This is a genomic window from Streptomyces sp. CRCS-T-1 (assembly GCF_024442335.1).
Classification (GTDB): Bacteria; Actinomycetota; Actinomycetes; order Streptomycetales; family Streptomycetaceae; genus Streptomyces; species Streptomyces koelreuteriae.
Genome location: NZ_CP101651.1, coordinates 5,158,446 through 5,180,162, shown reverse-complemented (window position 1 = coordinate 5,180,162; position 21,717 = coordinate 5,158,446). Strand labels below are relative to the sequence as shown.

At 70.7% G+C, this 21,717-nt stretch carries 20 protein-coding genes; 11 read left to right on the top strand and 9 right to left on the bottom strand.

The genetic code is table 11. The annotated features are described in order from the left end of the window. Positions 1-131 precede the first annotated feature (131 nt). From NNW99_RS23500 to clpS, 3 genes are all read right to left on the bottom strand, one after another. Positions 132-1,559, bottom strand: a complete 1,428-nt coding sequence (locus NNW99_RS23500; RefSeq protein ID WP_215121106.1) for an amino acid permease — start codon at positions 1,557-1,559, stop codon at positions 132-134. A 376-nt stretch (positions 1,560-1,935) separates the two neighbouring features. Beyond that, positions 1,936-2,544, bottom strand: a complete 609-nt coding sequence (locus NNW99_RS23495; RefSeq protein ID WP_215121105.1) for a DUF2017 domain-containing protein — start codon at positions 2,542-2,544, stop codon at positions 1,936-1,938. A gap of 32 nt (positions 2,545-2,576) precedes the next feature. Further along, the gene (gene clpS, locus NNW99_RS23490; protein WP_184593217.1) at positions 2,577-2,885 is read right to left on the bottom strand and encodes an ATP-dependent Clp protease adapter ClpS; all 309 of its coding nucleotides are present in this window, start codon (positions 2,883-2,885) and stop codon (positions 2,577-2,579) included. A 104-nt stretch (positions 2,886-2,989) separates the two neighbouring features. On the opposite strand from clpS, the gene NNW99_RS23485 reads away from it, so the two are divergent. Both NNW99_RS23485 and NNW99_RS23480 read left to right on the top strand, forming a co-directional pair. Continuing rightward, positions 2,990-4,336, top strand: a complete 1,347-nt coding sequence (locus tag NNW99_RS23485; RefSeq protein ID WP_215121104.1) for a nicotinate phosphoribosyltransferase — start codon at positions 2,990-2,992, stop codon at positions 4,334-4,336. A gap of 113 nt (positions 4,337-4,449) precedes the next feature. Beyond that, the gene (locus NNW99_RS23480) at positions 4,450-5,040 is read left to right on the top strand and encodes a nicotinamidase (protein ID WP_215121103.1); all 591 of its coding nucleotides are present in this window, start codon (positions 4,450-4,452) and stop codon (positions 5,038-5,040) included. A 629-nt stretch (positions 5,041-5,669) separates the two neighbouring features. Here NNW99_RS23480 and NNW99_RS23475 read toward each other — a convergent pair. Both NNW99_RS23475 and NNW99_RS23470 read right to left on the bottom strand, forming a co-directional pair. Further along, positions 5,670-6,011, bottom strand: coding sequence for a hypothetical protein (locus NNW99_RS23475; RefSeq protein ID WP_215121102.1), 342 nt, complete (start codon positions 6,009-6,011; stop codon positions 5,670-5,672). A 122-nt stretch (positions 6,012-6,133) separates the two neighbouring features. After that, positions 6,134-8,494, bottom strand: a complete 2,361-nt coding sequence (locus tag NNW99_RS23470; protein WP_215121101.1) for an immune inhibitor A domain-containing protein — start codon at positions 8,492-8,494, stop codon at positions 6,134-6,136. A 411-nt stretch (positions 8,495-8,905) separates the two neighbouring features. Between NNW99_RS23470 and NNW99_RS23465 the strand changes: the two genes are divergently transcribed. After that, positions 8,906-9,184 (top strand): hypothetical protein, encoded by a 279-nt coding sequence (locus tag NNW99_RS23465; protein WP_215121100.1) that lies wholly within the window; start codon positions 8,906-8,908, stop codon positions 9,182-9,184. 35 nt (positions 9,185-9,219) lie between these two features. On the opposite strand, the gene NNW99_RS23460 is transcribed toward NNW99_RS23465, so the two are convergent. Together NNW99_RS23460 and NNW99_RS23455 are read right to left on the bottom strand one after the other, a co-directional pair. After that, positions 9,220-9,891: an RDD family protein gene (locus tag NNW99_RS23460; RefSeq protein ID WP_215121099.1), complete on the bottom strand. Its 672-nt coding sequence runs from the start codon at positions 9,889-9,891 to the stop codon at positions 9,220-9,222. 79 nt (positions 9,892-9,970) lie between these two features. After that, positions 9,971-11,614 (bottom strand): RDD family protein, encoded by a 1,644-nt coding sequence (locus NNW99_RS23455; RefSeq protein WP_215121098.1) that lies wholly within the window; start codon positions 11,612-11,614, stop codon positions 9,971-9,973. Between the two features lie 231 nt (positions 11,615-11,845). Here NNW99_RS23455 and NNW99_RS23450 point away from each other — a divergent pair, with 231 nt between their 5' ends. Continuing rightward, positions 11,846-12,256, top strand: coding sequence for an SsgA family sporulation/cell division regulator (locus NNW99_RS23450; RefSeq protein WP_215121097.1), 411 nt, complete (start codon positions 11,846-11,848; stop codon positions 12,254-12,256). 11 nt (positions 12,257-12,267) lie between these two features. On the opposite strand, the gene NNW99_RS23445 is transcribed toward NNW99_RS23450, so the two are convergent. Further along, entirely contained in the window at positions 12,268-13,683 is a 1,416-nt protein-coding gene (locus tag NNW99_RS23445) for an FAD-binding oxidoreductase (RefSeq protein WP_215121096.1), read from the bottom strand. A 92-nt stretch (positions 13,684-13,775) separates the two neighbouring features. Here NNW99_RS23445 and NNW99_RS23440 point away from each other — a divergent pair, with 92 nt between their 5' ends. Next, a complete protein-coding gene (locus NNW99_RS23440) occupies positions 13,776-15,236 on the top strand; it encodes a tetratricopeptide repeat protein (RefSeq protein WP_215121095.1) in 1,461 nt (486 codons plus the stop codon). 55 nt (positions 15,237-15,291) lie between these two features. Here NNW99_RS23440 and hppD read toward each other — a convergent pair whose 3' ends face one another. Further along, positions 15,292-16,437, bottom strand: a complete 1,146-nt coding sequence (hppD, locus tag NNW99_RS23435; RefSeq protein ID WP_215121094.1) for a 4-hydroxyphenylpyruvate dioxygenase — start codon at positions 16,435-16,437, stop codon at positions 15,292-15,294. Positions 16,438-16,560: 123 nt separating this feature from the next. Here hppD and NNW99_RS23430 point away from each other — a divergent pair, with 123 nt between their 5' ends. From NNW99_RS23430 to NNW99_RS23405, 6 genes are all read left to right on the top strand, one after another. Further along, on the top strand, positions 16,561-17,031 hold the full coding sequence (locus NNW99_RS23430) for an Lrp/AsnC family transcriptional regulator (RefSeq protein WP_215121093.1): 471 nt from the start codon (positions 16,561-16,563) through the stop codon (positions 17,029-17,031). A gap of 304 nt (positions 17,032-17,335) precedes the next feature. Beyond that, entirely contained in the window at positions 17,336-17,983 is a 648-nt protein-coding gene (locus tag NNW99_RS23425; RefSeq protein WP_215121092.1) for an ABC transporter permease, read from the top strand. After that, a complete protein-coding gene (locus tag NNW99_RS23420; protein ID WP_215121091.1) occupies positions 17,976-19,238 on the top strand; it encodes a betaine/proline/choline family ABC transporter ATP-binding protein in 1,263 nt (420 codons plus the stop codon). The genes NNW99_RS23425 and NNW99_RS23420 overlap by 8 nt, the downstream gene beginning before the upstream one ends. Then, complete coding sequence (locus NNW99_RS23415) at positions 19,235-20,056, top strand: ABC transporter permease (RefSeq protein ID WP_215121090.1); 822 nt, start codon at positions 19,235-19,237, stop codon at positions 20,054-20,056. The genes NNW99_RS23420 and NNW99_RS23415 overlap by 4 nt, the downstream gene beginning before the upstream one ends. An 86-nt stretch (positions 20,057-20,142) precedes the next feature. Then, the gene (locus NNW99_RS23410; RefSeq protein ID WP_215124423.1) at positions 20,143-21,066 is read left to right on the top strand and encodes a glycine betaine ABC transporter substrate-binding protein; all 924 of its coding nucleotides are present in this window, start codon (positions 20,143-20,145) and stop codon (positions 21,064-21,066) included. A gap of 63 nt (positions 21,067-21,129) precedes the next feature. After that, a complete protein-coding gene (locus tag NNW99_RS23405; RefSeq protein ID WP_215121089.1) occupies positions 21,130-21,705 on the top strand; it encodes a transcriptional regulator in 576 nt (191 codons plus the stop codon). The last annotated feature ends 12 nt before the right edge of the window (positions 21,706-21,717 follow it).

Sequence of the window (21,717 nt, the reverse complement as noted above, 5' to 3'; positions counted from 1 at the left end):
GGTCAGGATAAGCAGAAGGGCCGTTCCGTACCGAGGGTTGGTACGGAACGGCCCATATGCCGGACGCCCTGAGCGGCAGCCGCAGGGAGTGCCACGAGTACTCCCTGCGGCTGGGCGTCCTGCGGGGTTGGTCAGCCGACCTTCTCGAACTCCGCGTCGCCGCGGCGCTCGGCGATCTGCGGGTTGCGGCTCTTGAGGACCCTCCAGCCGACGCCGAGGGCGACGGCCCAGCCGGCGGCGACGTACAGGCAGATCCGCGCGTCCTTGTCGTACGCGATCATGAAGGTCACGCCGATGAGGAAGAGGAGCGCGACCCAGCTGAAGAGCGCTCCGCCGGGGGCGGGGAAGGACGAGGCGCGCAGCCGGCCCGCGTCGACCGCGGCGCGGTAGCGGATGTGGCTGACGAGGATCATCATCCAGGTCCAGATGCCGGCCGCGGTGGCGACGGAGGTGACGTAGAGGAACGCCTTCTCCGGGACGACGTAGTTCAGGACGACGCCGATGCCCATGAGCGCCACGGAGACCGAGATGCCGACGGCGGGCGTCTTGCGGGCGTTGAGCTTGCCGAAGGCCTGCGGGGCCTCGCTGTTGGACGCGAGGTCGCGCAGCATCCGGCCGGTGGAGTACATGCCCGAGTTGCAGGACGACAGGGCCGCGGTGAGCACCACGAAGTTGACGATGCCCGCGGCGAGCGGGATGCCGATCTTGCCGAACGCGTGGACGAAGGGGCTCTCGCCGGCGGAGAACTCGGTCCACTTGACCACGGAGAGGATCACCAGCAGGGCGCCGACGTAGAAGACGATGATGCGCCAGGGCAGGGTGTTGATGGCCTTGGGCAGGGTCTTCTCGGGGTTCTCGGACTCGCCCGCGGTGACGCCGACGAGCTCGACGGCGAGGTAGGCGAACATGACGCCCTGGAGCGTCATCAGGCTGGAGCCGATGCCGTTCGGGAAGAAGCCGTCGTGCGCCCAGAGGTTGGAGACGGTGGCGGTGTCACCGGCGTCGGAGAAGCCGAGGGTGAGCACGCCGAGGCCGATGACGATCATGCCGATGATGGCCGTGACCTTGATCATCGAGAACCAGAACTCGACCTCGCCGAAGATCTTGACGGAGATCAGGTTGACGCCGAAGAGCACCACGAGGAACGCCAGGGCGCTGACCCACTGCGGGATCTCCGGGAACCAGAAGTGGATGTAGATCGCGGCGGCCGTGAGCTCGGCCATGCCGGTGACCACCCACATGAGCCAGTACGTCCAGCCCGTGACGAACCCGAAGAACGGGCCGAGGAACTCGCGGGCGTACTCGGCGAAGGAGCCGGAGACGGGCCGGTAGAGGAGCAGCTCGCCCAGGGCCCGCATGATGAAGAAGATGACGACGCCCGCGAGGGCGTACATGAGGATGATGCTGGGGCCCGCCTTGGCGATGTTCGCTCCGGCACCCATGAACAGGCCGACGCCGATGGCGCCGCCGATCGCGATCATCTGGACCTGGCGGCTGCCGAGCCCTCGCTCGTACCCCTCTTCGGGGACGTTTTCCGTGTCGACCTGCGCAGAGGTCATGTGTGGTGCGCCTTTCTCCATGCCGATCCAGGCCTCTCCTCGGCCTCGGATCGGGTCTCGATCCCCCCGGAATGATGGAGCTGAGCGGGCCCCGGAGGGCCGCTCGTGCCTGGCCGGCGGTTGCCGGCTCGGTGGCGCACCCGGCCGGACATTCGGGTGGTGTCGGCCGGGCGGTCGTGAAGATTTATCACGGCCGCAACATTGATCACATGGCTGATTTGTGACGCACCACACAGGGAGAACCGGACAAAGCGCAGCCGAAGACGGCATAGAAGGCGGGCGCGGTGACGCGATCGTTATCCGGATTTGAGTGTCCCCTGAGCGAACACCGCGCGAACACCGATCGGTCACCCGCCGGTCACAAGACCCGCACTGATCAGGGCATTAGCGTTCCGACCAGCGTCTCCTGGAGTCCACCCAGCCACAGGTACGCCATCACCATGGGCTTGCGCGGGTCCTCGTCCGGGAGGCGGTAGAGGAGGTCGCTGTCCTCCTCGTCGGTGATTTCCAGCCGCGAGCCGATCGCGAGCCGCAGATCGTTCAGCGCGCCGAGCCACCGCTGGGACTCCTCCGGCGACAGCTTCAGCACGGCCCCGCCCTCGCCGGCCGCGGCCGAGGAGAGCGCGTCCAGGGAGCGGATCACCGCGAGGGCGCTGTCGCGCTTGCCGGCCCGCAGGTCGTTCTCCGTGTAGCGGCGGAACTCCGCGGAGTACGCCCGCTGCTCCTCGGCGTCGCGGGGCGAGGCGCTCTGCTCGGGGTCGCTGTAGGCGTCCGGGAAGAGCCGCTTGAGCACCGGGTCGGAGGGAGGCTCGCTCGGGCCCTCGGCGAACAGCTCGGCGAGCGGGTCGTCGGAGGCGTCCTCGCCGGGGCCGGGGCCGATGAGCTCCAGGAGCTGGACGGCCAGCGACCGGATGATGGAGATCTCGACGTCGTCGAGGGCGACGGCCGCGCCGCCGCCGGGAAGCGGTTCGAAGGTTCCGGGCATGAACGCCTTTTCGCTGCTGGGCGGGGTGCTGGCTACTTGCGGTCCTGCTGGAGAGTGGCCCACAGGCCGTAGCCGTGCATGGCCTGCACGTCGCGTTCCATCTCCTCGCGGCTGCCGCTGGAGACGACCGCCCGGCCCTTGTGGTGGACGTCCATCATGAGCTTGGTGGCCTTGTCCTTGGAGTAGCCGAAATACGTCTGGAAGACGTACGTCACATAGCTCATGAGGTTGACCGGGTCGTTGTGGACGATCGTGACCCAGGGGAGGTCCGGCTCGGGGACGGCGAAGACCTCCTCCGCCGACTCGGTGCGTTCGATCTCCAGGGGTGCGGGTGACGTCACATGCCCATGCTGCCACCCGAGGGGGGTAGTCGCACAAACGGGCTTGCGGGCACGGAGTCTTGATGCAAATCGTCAGACTGACGAAATGGGGGTACGATCCTGCCATGAACACAGCGGACCTTGGGCTGCCGGTGGACGTTCCCTCGACGGCGCTCTTCACGGACCAGTACGAGCTGACGATGCTGCGGGCCGCGCTCGAGGCGGGCACGGCCGAGCGGCGGAGCGTGTTCGAGGTCTTCACCCGAAGGCTGCCGAACGGGCGCCGCTACGGCGTCGTGGCGGGCACCGGCCGGGTGCTGGACGCGGTGGAGAACTTCCGCTTCGACCCGGACGTCCTCGGCTTCCTGCGCGAGCGGGAGATCGTGGACGAGCAGACCCTCGCATGGCTCGCCGGCTACCGCTTCAGCGGGGACATCTGGGGCTACCCCGAGGGCGAGGTGTACTTCCCGGGCTCGCCGATCATGCGCGTCGAGGGCACCTTCGCCGAGTGCGTGATGCTGGAGACGGTGATCCTCTCGATCCTCAACCACGACTCGGCGATCGCCGCGGCGGCCTCGCGGATGTCGGCGGCCGCCGGGGGCCGGCCGCTGATCGAGATGGGCGCCCGGCGCACGCACGAGCTGGCGGCGGTGGCGGCCTCCCGGGCCGCGTACGTCGGCGGCTTCGCCACCACCTCCGACCTCGCCGCCGGTTTCCGCTACGGCATCCCGACCGTCGGCACCTCCGCGCACGCCTTCACGCTGCTGCACGACAGCGAGCGGGACGCCTTCCAGGCCCAGGTGAACACGCTGGGCCGGGGCACGACCCTGCTCGTCGACACCTACGACGTCGCCGAGGCCGTGCGCACGGCCGTGGAGGTCGCCGGCACCGACCTCGGGGCCGTACGGATCGACTCCGGTGATCTGCTGCTGGTGGCGCACCGGGTGCGGCAGCAGCTCGACGAGCTGGGGGCGACCGGTACGAAGATCGTGGTGACCTCGGATCTGGACGAGTACGCGATCGCCTCGCTGGCGGCGGCGCCGGTGGACGCGTACGGCGTCGGTACGCAGCTGGTGACCGGTTCCGGGCATCCGACGTCCTCGATGGTCTACAAGCTGGTCGCGCGGGCCGAGTCCACCGGCCCGCGGGCACCGCTGGTGCCGGTGGCGAAGCGGTCGACCGGGGGCAAGACGTCGGTGGGCGGACGCAAGTGGGCCGCGCGGCGGCTGGACGCCTACGGGGTCGCCGAGGCCGAGGTGATCGGCACGGGGCCGGTGCCGGCCGCTCTCGCGGACCGGCAGCTGCTGGTGGAGCTGGTCAAGGGGGGCGAGGTGGTGGCGCGCGAGCCGCTGGACGCGGCGCGCGAGCGGCACACGGCGGCGCGCGCCGGGCTCCCGATGTCGGCCACGCAGCTCTCGCGCGGGGAGCCCGTCCTTCCCACGGAGTACGCGCACGGCGCCTCGGGTAGCTAATGCGGTGTGCCGCGTTGCGCCGACCCGTTCCCCTCCCGCCCTCTCCCCTCTGTCAATAGGCTCGGAAGTTCACCGGCCGGGCTTGCCGACCTCATAGCCGAAGGACACCGACCATGCGCCGCGCCTTGATCGTCGTAGACGTGCAGAACGACTTCTGCGAGGGGGGCAGCCTCGCGGTGTCCGGCGGTGCCGATGTGGCCGCCGCCGTGACGGAGCTGATCGGGCAGGCGGCCGGGTCCGGCTACCAGCACGTCGTGGCCACCCGCGACCACCACATCGCTCCCGGCGGCCACTTCTCCACGAACCCGGACTACGTCCACTCCTGGCCCGCGCACTGCGTCGCGGGCACGGAGGGCGTCGGCTTCCACCCCAATTTCGCCCCCGCGGTCGCCTCCGGCTCGATCGACGCCGTGTTCGACAAGGGGGCGTACTCGGCGGCGTACAGCGGCTTCGAGGGGGCGGACGAGAACGGCACGAACCTGGCCGACTGGCTCCGCTCCCGAGACGTGACGGAGGTGGACGTCGTCGGCATCGCCACGGACCACTGCGTCCGCGCCACAGCCCTGGACGCGTCCCGCGAGGGCTTCCGCACCCAGGTCCTCCTCGACCTCACGGCAGGCGTCTCCCAGGAAACCACCGAGCGAGCCCTGGAGGAGCTCCGCGAGGCGGGCGTGGAGCTGTCGGGGAAGCCGGTCGTCCAGTAGGGGTCCGGCGGACGGAGAGCCGGGGCCGACCGTAGACCCCGACTCTCGGCTGGGCGTATCCGGCTCGGGTCGGGGGCCACACACGGCCGAGGCCGTGATCAGGCCCAGGGCGGGCCGCGCCCCACCGCACGCCAAGCCGCTGCGGGCGCTTCGCGGCGGTGGTGGGGTCCCGCCCGGACGGCGAGCTTTCAGACCCGAGCGAAACCCGCACCCAGGCTGTGCAGCGGCGGACAGGCCCCGGCGGCGTCCCCCGGCCGCAGAATCCCGCCCGGCCGGACGGCCGGCAATCGCCCGGTGGGCCCCGGTGGAGGCACATCCGAGCGCATCCCGGCCCGGGCCTGTCGCGGGACGACCACGGGCCACCGGGCGAGGGCCATCCGGCTGGGGTCGGCGAGCCACCAGGCCCTCTGCGGCCCCGGGCGGGCCATGCCCCGTCGCGGGCTGATCCGCAGCCATGCGCGGACCGGCCCTGGGCCGTGGCGGGCGGTCCGATCGCGCCCGGGCAGCGGGCGGCCGGGCGGGCCACGCCCACCGCAAGCCGAGTCGCAGCCCTCGCGGTACCGGCCCCGGGCCGCACGCCGGGTGGTGGGCGGCCGGGGGTGCGTGGGTGCGCTCCCAGGGGCGTGGGGTCAGGTCTGGGCCGTCGGGCGTCTCAGGAGGGATCTGATCGGGCGCCAGAGTTCCGTGGTGAGGTCCGGGGCGAGGACACCGTTGTCAGGGGCCGTGCGCCATATGAGGCCGTCGGGGTGGTGGAGGACGGCCGTGACCTCGTCGGGGGTCGGTGGGGCGGCGTTGCCGCGCAGGTAGACGGCGCGCAGGCCGAGGTTGCGGAGCCTGGTCAGGGCTCGGGCGCGGTTGGCCGAGTGGACGAGCACGCGGACGCAGCCGGGGCCGTCGGCGGCGGGGCTGGGCAGGTTCAGTGCCACCACCACCGTGCCGTTCGGCAGCTTGCAGAAGCCTCCTGCGGCCATGCGGTCATCCCCCCGTGTCGGTCGGTGTCAATAAGAGAACCACAGGACGCACCTAAACACGGATCGGCGGTGACCCGCCAGGGGGTCACCGCCGATCATGCTCTGAGCTGGGAAAACGCGTTTTACTTCGCTGCGGGGGCGACCTCGAGCTCGATCGTCGAGCCGTCCTTCGCCTCCTTGATGATCTTGATCTTCGTGTTGGTGTCAGTGATCTTGACGCCGCCGGTCTTGTTCGTCTCGTCGTAGTAGGTGTTCTTCCGGTCGTTGAAGACCGACACCCCCTTCGACGACGGGACGCGGGTCACGACGCCCGCGTTGTGCAGCTTGATGCCGTCCGTGCCGTAGAGGCTGAAGGGCGAGTCGTAGGCCTGGATCCGGTTGCGCATCAGCGTGCCGTCGGACCACTTCAAGGCCTTCGAGTGCGAGTCGACGGGCAGCAGCAGACCCGTGCCCGGGTGGTCGCTGGTGTTGTTGTCCGCCTGGGAGGTGTCCCACTTCCAGATCAACAGACCGTTCTGGTACGGGTAGTGCTCCACCCAGTCCGGACGGGTCGTGGCGAAGCCGAAGTTGTACGGGCCGACCTTGAGGGTCTTGTCGTACGACACGTACTGGCGGTTCTCCGCGATGTAGTACTGCGCGTAGTCCTTGGTGAAGGACGCGCCCATGCGGGAGAAGCCCTTCGCCGTCCAGGCCGCGTCCGCGGACTCGGCGTCGTCGGAGAACACGGCGGCGCCGTCGGCGGTGACGGTGATGCGGTCGCCCGCGAAGCCCTTCATCGCCAGGCCGCCGTCGGTCTGGTAGCGGAAGCGCAGGTCGATCTTCTTGCCCGCGTAGGCGTCCAGGGAGTACGCCAGCTTCTTGTAGCCGTCGACCGTGCCGGTCAGCGCCGGCTTGTCGCTGCCGTCACGCGGGATCGGCCGGCCGTCCACCGTGCCGTCCAGGGCGGTGAAGTTGGCGCCGCCGTCGGTCGACACCTCGGCGTAGAGGTGGTCGTAGTTGGCCTCGATCTCGTACCAGCCGTCGAGGGTCAGCGACGCCGACTTCTTGCCGGTCAGGTCGACGGACCGGGCCAGCGTGTTCTTGAGGTCGTTGCCGCTGCCGCTCCACCACTGGGTGGCGCCCTGGGCCGGGGTGACCAGCTCGGTGGTGACGGCCTTCTTCGGCAGCTCCACCACGAGGCCCTGCTTGTGCTTCGTGTTGTACTCCGCGACCCCCAGCTTGTGCCACGAGTTCGTCGCGGCCTTCGCGGTGTCGTACTTGAGCCAGCCCAGCTGCATCTTGTCCCAGGCGGTCATGTCGCCGGGCAGGTCACCGATCTCGTTCTTGCCGGTGCCGAGCCAGGAGCCGGAGGACATCAGGGTCCAGAAGCCGGTGGAGTTGTCGCCGGCTCCGGTGGTGTCGTAATGGTCCGGCAGACCGAGGTCGTGGCCGTACTCGTGGGCGTAGACGCCGAGTCCGCCGTTCTCGGGCTGGACGGTGTAGTCACCGACCCAGATGCCGGTGTCGCCGATCTTCGCGCCGCCGAGCTTGTTGTCGGCGGGGCCGGTGGCGCCGGCGTCGGTGCCGAAGGCGTACCAGCGGTGGGCCCAGATCGCGTCGGTGCCCTGCGCGCCGCCGCCCGCGGACTCGTCCTCACCGGCGTGCACGACCTGGAAGTGGTCGATGTAGCCGTCGGACTCGTTGAAGTCGCCGTCGCCGTCGAAGTCGTAGCGGTCCCACTGGTCGTACTGCTTGACGTCCGCCTTGATCTCGGCGTCGGTCTTGCCGGCGGCCTTCTGCTGCGCGACCCACGAGGTCAGACCGTCGCTGACGACGTTCCACACGCTCGGGCAGTTGGTGTCGCCGCAGGCGTTGTTGCCGTAACGGGCCTCGTTGTAGGGGACCTTGACCCAGTCGGAGACCTCGCCCTCGACCGAGTAACGGCCCGAGGACTGCTTCTCGTAGTACTTCTTGACCGACTCGGTGTTCTTGCCGGTGCCGAAGTAGAGGTCCTCGAAGTACTTCTGGTTGTAGTCCGCCCGCCAGGCCGTGGAGTTGTCCTTCTTGCGGTCGGGCTTGGCTATCTTGTTGTGCAGCGGGCCCGGGGTGCCGCCGTACTTGCTGTCGATCTGGTCGCCGAACTCGACCAGGATCGTAAAGATCTTGTCGGTCTTCTCGCGGCCGAGCTCGACGTACTTGCTGTCGCCCTTCTTGCTCTTGAGCTGGACGACCTTGGAGCCCTCACGGTTCTTGACCGTGGACTTTCCGGAGATGACCTGGTTCAGGGCCTCCTGGCGCTGAGCCTCCTGGGTCTTGCTCAGCGGGCCTTCGAGGTTGTGCTCGTCGTGCTGGTGCTCCGCCGGGTCGTGCCGGTCCACGGTGGTGGTCCGGGGAGCGGAGGCGTCGTCGGCCTGGGCCACCGCGTAGGTGGAGACGGTGGCGGAGGCCGCCGCGAGCGCCACACCGATGGCGGCGGCTCTGAACGTCCAGGGTCTACTGGTCACTTGAGTTCCTCCCCCGCGTCCGAGCGCGCGGGGGAAGGGGTCTCGTATATGGAGGAGTCCGCGCGCGCGTGATCAACGCGTGTAGTCAAGTGACGACATTTGACTAGAGGTTAAGCAGAAAAGACAGACCTTGACTTGGACAAGTCAAGTGCACTATGCGGAGTCCACGTTCGTTTTGCGGACAACCAACCGCATGCCCACCTGGCAGCAGGCGCGCGCATATGTCCACTGGGTGGACGCCATGACCCCGTGCGCCCCCTGTGCTCCGGACCTGTTGATTAGGTCACGCTTACCGGACGTTCCGCTCGGGCACCCTGCCCCTGAGAATGTCACTTGGCGGAACGCTCGGTAAGCGGCGGAAAGCCAGGCCGACACCCCCGTGGACCCCCACTTTTCGAGGACATGATGGCCATGCCCCGTCCGACTGCCGCACAGCTCGCCTACGGTTCGTGCACCGTGATCTTCTCGACCCTCGCCATGCTGCTGCTGTCACAGACGAGTTCGGGTGTGGGGGTCGCGATCATCGCCCTCGCCGCGCTCGCCCTCGGGCTGCTGGTCGCCATGACGGTGCCGCTGCCCGGCAAACGCCGGCCCGCCGTGGAACAGCCCGCCCCCGCGGAACCCCTGCGGGCCTCGGTCCCGGCCCCGGCACCGGCCCCGAAGCCGGTGCGCGAACGGGCCGCCTCCTGACCGCCGGCTGATCCCGCTCCGCGGGAACGAACGCCTCAACCGGTGCTGACCACGACCGTCTTGGCCGCCTTGTCGTGCAGGCCCTGCTTGTAGGGCCGGTCGAAGAAGCTCCAGCCGCCGCAGACCGCGGTCCAGACACAGGCGCAGCAGAAGGCGAAGGGGATCCACAGCACCGCGGCCCGCAGCAGCGAGTTCTGCACGGAGGGCGTGGCGCCGTTGTCGAGGTTGGCCACGCGCATGTGCAGCAGCTTCTTGCCGAGGGTCTGGCCGGTCCTGGCGATGAGGATGGTGTCGTAGGCGATGTAGAGGACAGCGGCGACCCCCGACTGCCAGAAGGACTTGCCGACCTCGATCTGGTCGCTGTCCACGTCGTACTCGTTGACGCCGAAGCCCCAGGTGACCAGCCAGACGACGATGCCCACCAGGATCATGTCGAGGATGCGGGCGAGAGTGCGCTTGCCGCTGTCGGCGAGCGGGGGCATGCCGGCGAGGGGGTCGGTGGGGTAGGAGCCGCCGCCGTACGGGTCCCCGCCCTGGGGACCGCCGCCGGGGCCACCGTAGGGCCCGCCGCCGCCCTGGTACGGCGGGGGTTCGCTGCCGTAGGGCGAGCCCGCGCCCTGACCGGGCGGCTCGTTCGGGGGCTGCTTCCTGAACGGGTCGTCGTCCGGGGGCTGCTGCCCGGAGCCGGGGGGCGGTTCACTGCTCATGGCCCGAGTCGACCGCGAAGCCCCCGCCTCCGCATCCGGCAGACCGCCGGACGGGGTACGGGGGCGGGAGTGCCGCCTCTCAGCCCGCGACGAACGTGTGGGCGGCCTTGTCGTGCCAGCACTGGCGCCACGGCTTGTCGAAGAGGCACCAGGCGACGCCGACGATCCCGACGACGAGCAGCCCGGGCACGCTGTAGACCAGCCAGCGGCGCAGGGCGGAGCCGAAGTCCGGGGCCTCGTGGCCCTCGATGTCCCGCACCTCGAGACCCATCAGCTTCTTGCCGAGGGTGCGGCCCCACTTGGCGGTGGGCAGCACCTCGGAGACGACGCCCACGAGCAGCAGGACGGCCAGGACGATGCCGAGGTAGACCGACGTGGTGCCGTCGAGCAGCCAGACCGTGACGGTCTCGCCGGAGAGCTTGGCCGCGTCGATCTTCTCGTTGACATGGTCGATCGCCATGGTGCCGAGCGGCACTGCGGCCGCGGCGCTGACGCCCAGGAGGACGACCGTGTCCAGCAGCCGGGCGGCCAGGCGCTTTCCGAGCCCGGCGGGGCGGGCCGCGGCCTGGCGCCGGGCGGCGGCCTGGAACACGTCCTCGGTCGGCGGCTTCCAGGGCGCGACGGGCTGCTCGTCGCCGGTGCCGGCGAGCCGGTGCACCTGCTGCGCCCAGGACGACTGACCGCCGCCGGGGCCCGCGCTGAGGGGAGTCCCTCCCGGCTGGGGTCCGCCGGACTGCGGGGGGACGGTGGGGGAAGCCTGCGGTCCGGACAGCGCCGTCGGGGCGGCCGCGGAGGCCTGGGCGCCGACCGCCCCCGCACCGGCCTGCGCTGCGGCGGCCCGGGCGGCGGCCGCCTTGCCCGCGCCGAAGCCGGGCCCCGCGGGGTTGGCCCCGGGCCCCGCCGCCCCGGCCCCCGCCGCTCCGGGCTGCGCGCCGAAGGCGGGTCCGGACGGGTTGCCACCGGGCCCGGCCGTGCCGGGCTGACCGCCGAAGGCGGGGCCCGCCGAGCCGCTGCCCGCTGCCCCGAAGCCGCCGGCTCCCGCGTTGCCGCCGGAGGCCGCCGGTCCGCCGGGCGCGCCGGAACCGGCCGCCTGGCTTCCCGTGCCCTGGCGCGGTGAGACCGCGCGGAACGTCATCGTGCCCTCGTCGGGGGCTTCGGCGGCTGCCGCCGCGCCTCCCTGGGACTTCGCCGTCGGGCGGCGGAAGACGAAGGTGCCCCCGCCCGCGGACGCGGCGTCCGCCTCCTGAGCGCCGGACGCGCCGTCGGGCCCTTGGTCGGCCTGCGGCCCGGGGTCGGCGTGCGGCACCCTCGGGTCGGATCCCTGTGCGGCGGCGGCCCCTTGGGCGCCCTGCGGGGCGCCCCAGGAGACGCGGCGGTCCTGGTCGCCGCCGAAGCCGGACTGGCGGGAGCGGTCGGCGCCCCAGGCGGTGGCGGGTTCGGGACGGCTGCCGTGCTGGGCGTCGGCGGCGGACGGCTCCTGGACGGGGCCCTCGGCCGGGTCCTCGTCGAAGAAGTGCGGGCCGGTCTCCTCGACCGAGGCGGCGGAGCCGGACCCCGCACCGGGCGGCGGCGCGAGCGTCTCGCCCTCCTTGGGCGCCGGACGGCTGGTGCCCGGCACCCAGGAGGCACCGTTCCAGTACCGGACATATCCGGGAATGGACGGGTCCGGGTAGAACCCTTCTCGGGGCCTGTCGTCACCGGGGGCCGGGGTAGGGGCGCTCATGTCCGTCGGTCCCGTATCTGCTCGGGGGTCAACTGGGGGCCTCCACATCTATCAGACGAGGGCAAGCCCCACGGCCGCTCCCACCGGACCCACCCCATCCGAGCACCGATGTGCTACGCCCCGGGAGCACCGCGCGAAAAAACTTCCGGAACCCGCGTAATGCTCCCGCCCCCGCCCGCTCTCTCCTGGTGACCGGCCCTCGGGGCCACCAACAGGAGAAGGGACACCGCCATGCGCACCGTGGTGGAACGCGAACTGGAGCTGAAGCTCGTCCTGTCGCCGGAGCGCTCGATCCCGGTACCGGCCCTGCTCGGATACCGCTCCGACGACCCGTACGCCGTCCACGTCACCTTCCACGTCTCCTCCGAGCACCCCGTGCACTGGACGTTCGCCCGGGATCTGCTGGTGGAGGGCGTGTTCCGGCCCTGCGGGCAGGGGGACGTGCGGGTCTGGCCGACCCGGGCCGGCGGGCGCGGTGTCGTCCTCATGGCGTTGAGCTCACCCGACGGGGACGCCCTGCTGGAGGCACCGGCGGCCCCGGTGTCGGCCTGGCTGGAGCGCACGCTGCGCGTGGTCCCGCCGGGGTCGGAGCGCGAACAGCTCGGTCTCGACGACGAACTGGACCAGCTGCTCGCCCAGTGAGGGCGGGCGGGTCAGAACAGCTTGCCCGGGTTGAGGATGCCCAGCGGGTCGAAGGCCTGCTTGACGGCCCGCTGCATCTCCAGCCCGACGGGGCCGATCTCGCGCGCCAGCCACTCCTTCTTCAGGACGCCGACGCCGTGCTCGCCGGTGATGGTGCCGCCGAGCTCCAGGCCGAGGGCCATGATCTCGTCGAAGGACTCGCGGGCGCGCCGGGACTCGTCCGGGTCGGCCGCGTCGAAACACACGGTCGGGTGGGTGTTGCCGTCCCCCGCATGGGCGACGACCCCGATGGTGAGCCGGTACTTCTCGGCGATCCGGTCGACCCCTTCGAGCATCTCGGCGAGCCGGGAGCGGGGCACGCACACGTCGTCGATCATCGTCACGCCCTTGACGGCCTCCAGCGCGGTGAGCGACAGCCGCCGCGCCTGGAGCAGCAGTTCGGACTCGGCCGCGTCGTCGGCCGGTACGACCTCGGTGGCGCCGGCGGCCTCGCAGAGCGCGCCGACGGCGGCGAGGTCGGCGGCCGGGGCGGTGGTGTCGAAGGCGGCGAGGAGCAGCGCCTCGGTGCTCTCGGGGAGGCCCATCTGCGCCAGGTCGTTGACGGCCTTGACCGTCGTACGGTCCATGAGTTCGAGGAGTGACGGGACGTGGCCGCCCTCCATGATCCGGCACACGGCGTCGCAGGCGGCGGCAGCGGAGGAGAACTCGGCGGCCAGCACCAGCTGCTCGGGCGGCTTGGGGCGCAGCCCGAGGACGGCCCGGACGACGATGCCGAGGGAGCCCTCGGAGCCGACGAACAGCCGGGTGAGGTCGTAGCCGGCGACGCCCTTGGCGGTGCGGCGGCCGGTGGACATGAGCCGCCCGTCGGCGAGCACGACGTCCAGTCCGAGGACGTACTCGGCGGTCACGCCGTACTTGACGCAGCACAGGCCGCCCGAGGCGGTGCCGATGTTGCCGCCGATGGTGCACATCTCCCAGCTGGAGGGGTCCGGCGGGTAGTACAGGCCGTGTTCGCCGACGGCCCGGGACAGGGCGGCGTTGATCACGCCCGGCTCCACGACGGCGATGCGGTCGACCGGGTTGATCTCCAGGATCCGGTCCATCTTCGTCAGGGAGAGCACGACGCAGCCGTCGGAGGCGTTGGCGGCTCCCGACAGTCCGGTGCGGGCGCCCTGCGGGACGACCGGGACGCGCAGGGCGGTGGCGGTGCGCATCACGTGCTGGACCTGCTCGACCGTGCGGGGCAGCACGACCACGGCCGGGGTGCCGGCCGGGCAGAAGCTCGCCATGTCGTTGGCGTAGGCGGCCGTGACGTCGGAGTCGGTGAGGACCGCCTCGGCGGGGAGGCCGTCGAGCAGGAGGCCGACCAGGTCGCCGGTCGTCTCGGTGTCCTCGGGGCTGCGCGCTTCGATACGGCTCATGATCACAGGTTCGCACCCGGGGCCATCGGTGTGAACCCCGTCTGCGGCACCCTTCGCCTGCTCGGGTGTGGTCGTCGTACTGACGCACAGTGAGCGCCATGGAGAACCAGCGGGAGGTCCCGGAGCGACAGGAGAGCAGGAGTTCGAAAGGCCCCTTTCGCAGCCGGCGTGTGCGGAGTCGGCATGTGCTCATCGCCTCCGTCTCGGGGTGTGCCGTGCTCGGCGGGGTGCTGGTGCTGCTGCCGTGGGACCGGCCCGCCCCGCCGGCCCCTCCGTCGCCGGGGGCGCAGGCCATGGCGGCGGTCTCCGGCGGGGTGCCGGCCGCGCTGCCGGGCCTCGCGGAGCTGATCGACGAGCGGGAGAAGCGGCTGCGGACCCACCCGAGGGACGCGCGGTCCTGGGCGGTGCTCGGTGCCGCCTACGTCGAGCAGGGGCGCCGGCTGGCGGACCCGGCCTACTACCCGCGGGCCGACAAGGCGCTGCGCACCTCGCTGAAGGTGCGGCCGGAGCGGAACCCCCGTGCCCTGGGCGGTCTCGCCGCGCTGGCCAACGCCCGCCGGGACTTCGCCGCCGCCCGACGCTGGGGTGAGGCGGCGCTGAGGCTCCAGCCGCGGCGCTGGACGACGTATCCGCCGCTCATCGACGCCTACACCGGCCTCGGCGAGCACCAGGCGGCCCAGCGGATGCTGGACCGGCTGACGGAGCTGCGCTCCGGGCCCGCCGTGCTGGCGCGGGCCGCCGCCGTCTACCGGGACCGCGGCCGGCGGGAGGACGCGGCGGCCTCGCTGGCGGACGCGGCGGCGGGCGCGCGGGCCCCGGCCGAGCGGGCGGCCTATCTGGAGCGGGCCGGGCAGCTCGCCTGGGAGCGCGGGGACCTCGACGACGCGCTGCGGCACTTCCGGAAGGCGGTGCGTCTCGACCCGGACCAGCGGGCCGCGCAGGCCGGGCAGGGCCGGGCGCTGGCGGCCCTCGGCCGGACGACGGAGGCGCTGAACGCCTACCGGGTGGCGCTCGCCAAGCAGCCGTGTCCGCAGTACGCCCTGGAGCTGGGCGAGTTGTACGAGTCGCTGGGGCTGGCGGAGGCGGCCCGGGTGCAGTACGACCTGCTGCGGGAGGGCGTGCGCGGGGCGACCGCCGCCGGGGCCGACGAGGAGCTGGTGCTCGGGCAGTTCGAGGCGGACCACGGCGATCCGGAGGCCGCGGTACGACGGCTGCGAGCGGAGTGGGAACGGCAGCCGGGGACGGCCGTCGCCGACGCCCTGGGCTGGGCGCTGCACCGGGCCGGGGAGCACGAGGAGGCGCTGGTGTTCGCTCTGCGGGCGACGGAGGAGAAGCACTCGGGCGGGGTGCGCAGCGCGGCGTACATGTACCACCGCGGCATGATCGAGCGTGAGCTGGAGCGGTACGGGTCCGCCCGACGCCACCTCACGGAGGCCCTGCGGATCAACCCGCACTTCTCACCGCTGCGGGTGCCCGAGGCGCGCGAGGCGCTGGAGTCCCTGGGGGATCCGCCGGACACGGAGGTGCCGGTGATGGGCCCGGAGCCGGAAGGGGCATGAGGGAGAGGGTGCGGGTGCCCCGTGACACCCGCACCGTCTTGAGGGGGCGATCGGGCTACAGGTTGCCGCGGCGGGCCTGTTCGCGTTCGATCGCCTCGAAGAGGGCCTTGAAGTTGCCCTTGCCGAAGCCCATCGAGCCGTGGCGTTCGATGATCTCGAAGAAGACGGTCGGACGGTCCTGGACCGGCTTGGTGAAGATCTGCAGCAGGTAGCCGTCCTCGTCGCGGTCGGCGAGGATCTTCAGCTCGCGCAGGGTGTCGATCGGGACGCGGGTCTCGCCGACCCACTCCCCCAGGGTGTCGTAGTAGGAGTCGGGCGTGTTCAGGAACTCGACGCCGGCCGCGCGCATGGTGCGGACCGTCTGCACGATGTCGTTGGTGTTGAGCGCGATGTGCTGCACGCCCGCGCCGCCGTAGAACTCCAGATACTCGTCGATCTGGGACTTCTTCTTGGCGATGGCCGGCTCGTTGATCGGGAACTTGACCTTGAGCGTGCCGTCGGCGACGACCTTCGACATCAGCGCGCTGTACTCGGTGGCGATGTCGTCGCCCACGAACTCCTTCATGTTCGTGAAGCCCATCACCTTGTTGTAGAAGCCGACCCACTCGTTCATGCGGCCGAGCTCGACATTGCCGACGCAGTGGTCGATCGCCTGGAAGGTGCGCTGGGCGGGCGGTTCGACCATCGGCTGGGCCGCGACATAGCCGGGCAGGTAGGGGCCGTCGTAGCCGGAGCGCTCGACGAGGGTGTGGCGGGTCTCGCCGTAGGTGGCGATGGCGGCCAGGACGACGGTGCCGTGCTCGTCCTTCTGCTCGTACGGCTCGGCGACCGAGCGGGCGCCGTGTTCGAGCGCGTAGGCGTACGCGGCGCGCGCGTCCGGCACCTCGATGGCGAGGTCGACGACGCCGTCGCCGTGCTCGGCCACGTGTTTGGCGAGGAAGTGGCCCCAGTCGCTCGTGGGCTTGATGACCGAGGTGAGGACGAAGCGGGCGGAGCCGTTCTCCAGGACGTACGCAGCGGTCTCGCGGTTGCCGTTCTCCGGTCCGGAGTAGGCGACCAGCTTCATGCCGAAGGCGGTGGAGTAGTAGTGCGCCGCCTGCTTGGCGTTGCCCACGGCGAAGACGACCGCGTCCATTCCCTTGACCGGGAAGGGGTCGGCCTGCCGGGCGGTGTCGGGAGTGTGGTGTGTGGTCTGCGTCATAGCCGCAGGGTCTCCCCGCTCGGCAAGGTGCGCAATAGTTTGCGTCTCTGCTGGGCAATCTGCTTAGCGATACGGCCGTCGCATCGGCCTTTCTGTACAGGATGACCACCTCGGGAGGCTGCTGTGGCGATCGATCATCTGGACGGCCGGATCATCCTGCTGCTGGCCCGGGAGCCCCGGATCGGGGTGCTGGAGATGTCCCGGCGGCTGGGCGTGGCCCGGGGCACGGCGCAGGCCCGCCTGGACCGGCTTCAGTCGAACGGAGTCATCCGCGGCTTTGGTCCGGAGGTGGATCCGGCGGCCCTCGGCTACCCGGTCACGGCGTTCGCGACGCTCCAGATCCGGCAGGGCCAAGGGGCCGACGTACGGGCCCACTTGGCGAGCGTGCCGGAGGTGCTGGAGCTGCACACCACCACCGGCAGCGGGGACATGCTCTGCCGCCTCGTGGCCCGCTCGAACGCCGATCTCCAGCGTGTGATCGACCGGGTCGTCGGTTTTGATGGCATCGTCCGGGCCTCCACGGCGATCGTCATGGAGAACCCCGTTCCGCTGCGGTTCATCCCGCTGGTGGAGCAGGCAGCGGAGGAGACCTGAGCGTGGGGTGAGCACGTTTGAACCCTCCCTCAACTGAAACAGAGGGATTCCTGGCTCAGGAAGCCCTCCCTGTCAGCGACCGGGAGGGTCTTGCTCCCTCAACACCAGCCGGGACGGAACCTGCCCGGTTCGGTACTGCAAGCAAAGGAGGTGCTGTGCCGGCTTGGTTCTCGCCGAGCACCGTGTGCGCGCTTGGCTCTCGCAACGCACGCTCCGCACCTAACCCGGTCGGGTGCGCGGTATTTCGCTGTTTGGGTGAAATCTCGTTTCCTGCATTGCGTCGCAGGGGTCCGGGAGGTTCCAGGTGAACTTCCTGGAGTATCTGGGCACCCGGAAGGAGCAACTGCTCACGGACGCCTACCAGCACGCGAGCGTCGTCTTCCAGTGCATGGTCGTGGCGACCCTGATCGGGGTGCTGATCGGTGTCGTCAGCTACAGCAGCGAGTGGGCCGGGAACCTCGCGACCACGACCACCGCGACCATCCTGACCGTCCCGGCGCTGGCCCTGATCGGTCTGCTGATCCCGATCGTGGGGCTCGGCGTGCCGCCCACGGTGATCGCCCTGACGCTGTACGGGCTGCTGCCGGTCGTGCGCAACGCGATCGTCGGACTGCGCGGGGTGGACCCGTCGCTGGTGGACGCGGCCACGGGCATCGGGATGTCCCGGTCGGCCCGGCTGCTGCGGATCGAGCTGCCGCTGGCCTGGCCGCCGATCCTGACCGGGATCCGGGTCTCCACCCAGATGCTGATGGGCATCGCGGCCATCGCGGCGTACGCCTCGGGACCCGGCCTCGGCAACGTCATCTTCCGGGGCCTCGCCTCACTGGGCAGCGCGAACGCGCTCAACCAGGTCCTCGCGGGCACGCTCGGCATCATCGTCCTCGCGCTGCTGTTCGACGCCGCGTACGTCCTGATCGGACGGCTGACCATTCCCAGGGGGATCCGTGCCTGAGTCCGGTGACCACGGGGCCGCCATCGAGCTGGAGAGCCTCACCAAGCGGTTCCCCGGCAGCGCGCAGCCGGCCGTGGACAACGTGAGCATGGAGATCAAGGCGGGCGAGGTCGTCGTCTTCGTCGGCCCCTCGGGCTGCGGTAAGTCGACCACGCTCAAGATGATCAACAGGCTGATCGAGCCGACCGGCGGCCGGATCCGCATCGGCGGTGAGGACGTCACCGACATGGACCCGGTCAAGCTGCGCCGCAAGGTCGGCTACGCGATCCAGTCGGCCGGTCTCTTCCCGCACATGACGGTCGCGCAGAACATCGCCCTCGTGCCGAAGATGGTCGGCTGGCCGAAGAACCGGATCAAGGAGCGGGTCGAGGAGCTCCTCGACCTGGTGGGCCTCGACCCGGGCGAGTTCCACGGCCGCTATCCGCGTCAGCTCTCGGGCGGTCAGCAGCAGCGCGTGGGCGTGGCGCGGGCGCTGGCCGCCGATCCCCCGGTGCTGCTGATGGACGAGCCGTTCGGGGCGGTGGACCCGATCACCCGCGACCATCTCCAGGACGAGCTGATCCGGCTGCAGCACGAGCTGCACAAGACGATCGTCTTCGTCACCCACGACTTCGACGAGGCCATCAAGATCGGCGACCGGATCGCCGTGCTGCGCGAGCGGTCCCACATCGCGCAGTTCGACACCCCGGAGGCCATCCTCACGAACCCGGCGGACGACTTCGTCTCCGGGTTCGTGGGCGCCGGGGCGGCGCTGAAGCGGCTGAACCTGACCCGCGTACGGGACGTGGAGGTCACCGACTATCCGACCGTCACCATCGACGACCCGTTGCAGCAGATCTTCAACCGGCTGCGGACCGGCGGCACCAACGAGGTCCTGCTGCTCGACCGGCGCGGCCGCCCCTACAAGTGGCTCAGGCGCGGCGACCTGATGCGGGCCCGGGGCTCGCTGGCCCGGGCCGGGACGCTGGTGCACGACACGGTCACCCGGGACGCCACCCTGCGGGACGCGCTGGAGGCGGTGCTCACCGACAACGCGGGGCGGGTGGCGGTGACCGGGCGGCGCGGCGAGTACACGGGCGTCGTCGACATGGAGACCCTCATCAACTCCGTGCACGAACTGCTGGAGGCCGACCGGCTCGACGCGCTGGAGCACCAGCACGAGCTGGAGTCGCTGCGGGCCTCGCAGACACACGCGGAGCAGGAGGGCGGCGGGAGCGTCACGGGCGCGGCCCTCGGCGTGGAGCGGAAGGCGTGACCGCGCCCGAGGTGCGGGACGTCCCGTCCGGGCCGCCGGCCGAGGAGAAGCCCGAGGCGCCCCGGCCACCGCGGGCGCCCCGGCCCCCGCGCATCAGCTGGCAGAAGCTGACCCTCCTGCCCACCGCCCTGGTGGCCGTGCTGCTCGCCACCTATCTCTGGTTCCAGCAGGCCGACCTGGACGCGCTCACCCGGAACGCCCTGTCGGGCGGCCAGGTCTCCAAGGCGCTGTGGCAGCACATCCAGCTGACCGTGATCTCCACGTTCTTCGTGCTGATCATCGCGATCCCGCTGGGCATCCTGCTGACCCGCAAGGCGTTCAGCAGGGCCACGCCGGTGGCGATGGCGTTCGCCAACATGGGCCAGGCGACCCCGGCGATCGGCCTGCTGGCACTCCTCGTCATCTGGCTGGGCATCGGCCGCCGGGCCGCCCTGATCGGCATGATCATCTACGCCATCCTGCCCGTGCTGTCGAACACGATCACCGGCCTGAAGGCGAACGACCCGACCCTGCTGGAGGCGGCACGCGGCATCGGCATGTCCCCGCTGGGCGCGCTGCGCCGGGTCGAACTCCCGCTGGCCGTCCCGCTGATCCTCGCGGGTGTGCGTACGGCCCTGGTCCTGAACGTCGGTACGGCGACCCTGGCGGTCTTCGGCGGGGGCGGCGGCCTCGGCGTGCTGATCACGACCGGGATCACCAACCAGCGGATGCCGGTGCTGGTGCTGGGGTCGATCCTCACGGTGGCGCTGGCGCTGCTGGTGGACTGGCTGGCGTCGATCGCGGAGTTGCTGCTGCGGCCGCGGGGGTTGCAGTCGTGAGGGGGCGGTGCGGGTGGGTGGGGGTGCGGTTGCGGGGCGTCCGAGCTCTGCCGGCGGTGGAGCTGCTGGTGGTGGGGCTGCTGGTGATGGCCTCCGGCTGTGGGCTGACCAGCGGATCCCCCATGACCGACGACGTGAAGCCGGGGTCGATCGGGCGGGGTGAGCCGCTGAAGGGGGCGCAGCTCACGGTGACGTCGAAGTCGTTCACCGAGCAGCTGATCCTCGGCTCGATCATGGGCATCGCGTTCGAGGCGGCCGGTGCGGAGGTGATCGACCGCACCGGCATCCAGGGCTCCATCGGCAGCCGCGAGGCCGTCCGCAAGGGCGACGCGGACGCCGGGTACGAGTACACGGGCACGGCCTGGATCACGTACCTCGGCAACAGCAAGCCGATCCCCGACCCGCGCGAGCAGTGGGAAGCGGTACGGAAGGACGACGCCCGCAACGGGGTGACCTGGCTTCAGCCCGCGGAGCTCAACAACACGTACGCCCTGGCGATGAACCAGGAGAACGCGAAGAAGTACGGCACGAAGACCCTGTCGGACGTGGCGAAGCTGGCGAAGTCCGACCCCTCGGCGGTGTCGATGTGCGTGGAGGTCGAGTTCGCCAACCGGGCGGACGGGCTGCCGGGCATGCAGAAGGCGTACGGCATGGACGTACCGGCCCAGGACATCACGCAGATGGACACGGGGATCATCTACACCCAGGCGGCGAAGGGGAGTTGCACGTACGGGGAGGTGTACACCACCGACGGGCGCATCAACTCGATGAACCTCGCCGTGATGGACGACGACAAGAAGTTCTTCCCCAACTACAACGCCGCTCCGATGATCAACACCAAGACGTTGAAGGAGTGGCCGGCGATCGCGGAGGTGCTTGATCCGGTCACGGCGAAGCTGGACAACGCGGTGGCGCGGAGGCTGAACGCGAAGGTGGATGTGGACGGGGAGGATCCGCACCAGGTGGCGTTGGACTGGATGGTGGAGGAGGGGTTTGTCAGGGAGGGGTGACGTGCCCGAGGGCTTACAAAGATTCCGTTGCAAAGAAGGCTTTGCAACGCTATCTTTGCACGCATGTCTGAAAAACCGGCTCCCCGGCTGCTCGACGCCCGCTCCCTCCGTGGCCTGGCTCATCCCCTGCGGATGCAGCTGCTGGTCGCGCTGCGGCACGGCGGACCCGCTACCGCCTCCCAACTCGCGGGGAAATTGGGCGAGTCGAGCGGCGCGACCAGCTACCACCTGCGACAGCTCGCGGCGCACGGATTCGTCGCGGACGACCCGGAGCGCGGCAAGGGACGGGAGCGCTGGTGGAAGTCGGTGGACCGGGGCGTCCAACTCGACGAGACCCTGATCAAGGACCCGGACCCCGCCGTACGCGGAGCCGTCGCCCTGTTCCGCTACGAGCTGGCGAACGTGCATACGCGGGAGGTCGCGACCTACCTCGGCAACACGAGCGAATGGGGCGAGGAGTGGGACGGCGCGACCGATCTCAGCGACTTCAGCCTGCGCCTCACCCCTGAACTCGCCCGTGAGCTGATCGGCAAGATGCACGACCTGGTCCAGAGCTATCAGCCCCTGCCCGAGGGCACCCCGGACGCGGAAACGGTGCGCGTCCACACGCACGTCTTCCCCAGCCAGACGACGCGGTGAAAGGCCACTACC

Bases quoted from the DNA above. Each gene is read 5' to 3' on its own strand.
- NNW99_RS23500 (WP_215121106.1), bottom strand. From the start codon at position 1,559: ATGACCTCTGCGCAGGTCGACACGGAAAACGTCCCCGAAGAGGGGTAC.
- NNW99_RS23495 (WP_215121105.1), bottom strand. From the start codon at position 2,544: ATGCCCGGAACCTTCGAACCGCTTCCCGGCGGCGGCGCGGCCGTCGCC.
- NNW99_RS23485 (WP_215121104.1), top strand. From the start codon at position 2,990: ATGAACACAGCGGACCTTGGGCTGCCGGTGGACGTTCCCTCGACGGCG.
- NNW99_RS23480 (WP_215121103.1), top strand. From the start codon at position 4,450: ATGCGCCGCGCCTTGATCGTCGTAGACGTGCAGAACGACTTCTGCGAG.
- NNW99_RS23475 (WP_215121102.1), bottom strand. From the start codon at position 6,011: ATGGCCGCAGGAGGCTTCTGCAAGCTGCCGAACGGCACGGTGGTGGTG.
- NNW99_RS23465 (WP_215121100.1), top strand. From the start codon at position 8,906: ATGCCCCGTCCGACTGCCGCACAGCTCGCCTACGGTTCGTGCACCGTG.
- NNW99_RS23460 (WP_215121099.1), bottom strand. From the start codon at position 9,891: ATGAGCAGTGAACCGCCCCCCGGCTCCGGGCAGCAGCCCCCGGACGAC.
- NNW99_RS23455 (WP_215121098.1), bottom strand. From the start codon at position 11,614: ATGAGCGCCCCTACCCCGGCCCCCGGTGACGACAGGCCCCGAGAAGGG.
- NNW99_RS23450 (WP_215121097.1), top strand. From the start codon at position 11,846: ATGCGCACCGTGGTGGAACGCGAACTGGAGCTGAAGCTCGTCCTGTCG.
- NNW99_RS23440 (WP_215121095.1), top strand. From the start codon at position 13,776: ATGGAGAACCAGCGGGAGGTCCCGGAGCGACAGGAGAGCAGGAGTTCG.
- hppD (WP_215121094.1), bottom strand. From the start codon at position 16,437: ATGACGCAGACCACACACCACACTCCCGACACCGCCCGGCAGGCCGAC.
- NNW99_RS23410 (WP_215124423.1), top strand. From the start codon at position 20,143: ATGGCCTCCGGCTGTGGGCTGACCAGCGGATCCCCCATGACCGACGAC.
- NNW99_RS23405 (WP_215121089.1), top strand. From the start codon at position 21,130: ATGTCTGAAAAACCGGCTCCCCGGCTGCTCGACGCCCGCTCCCTCCGT.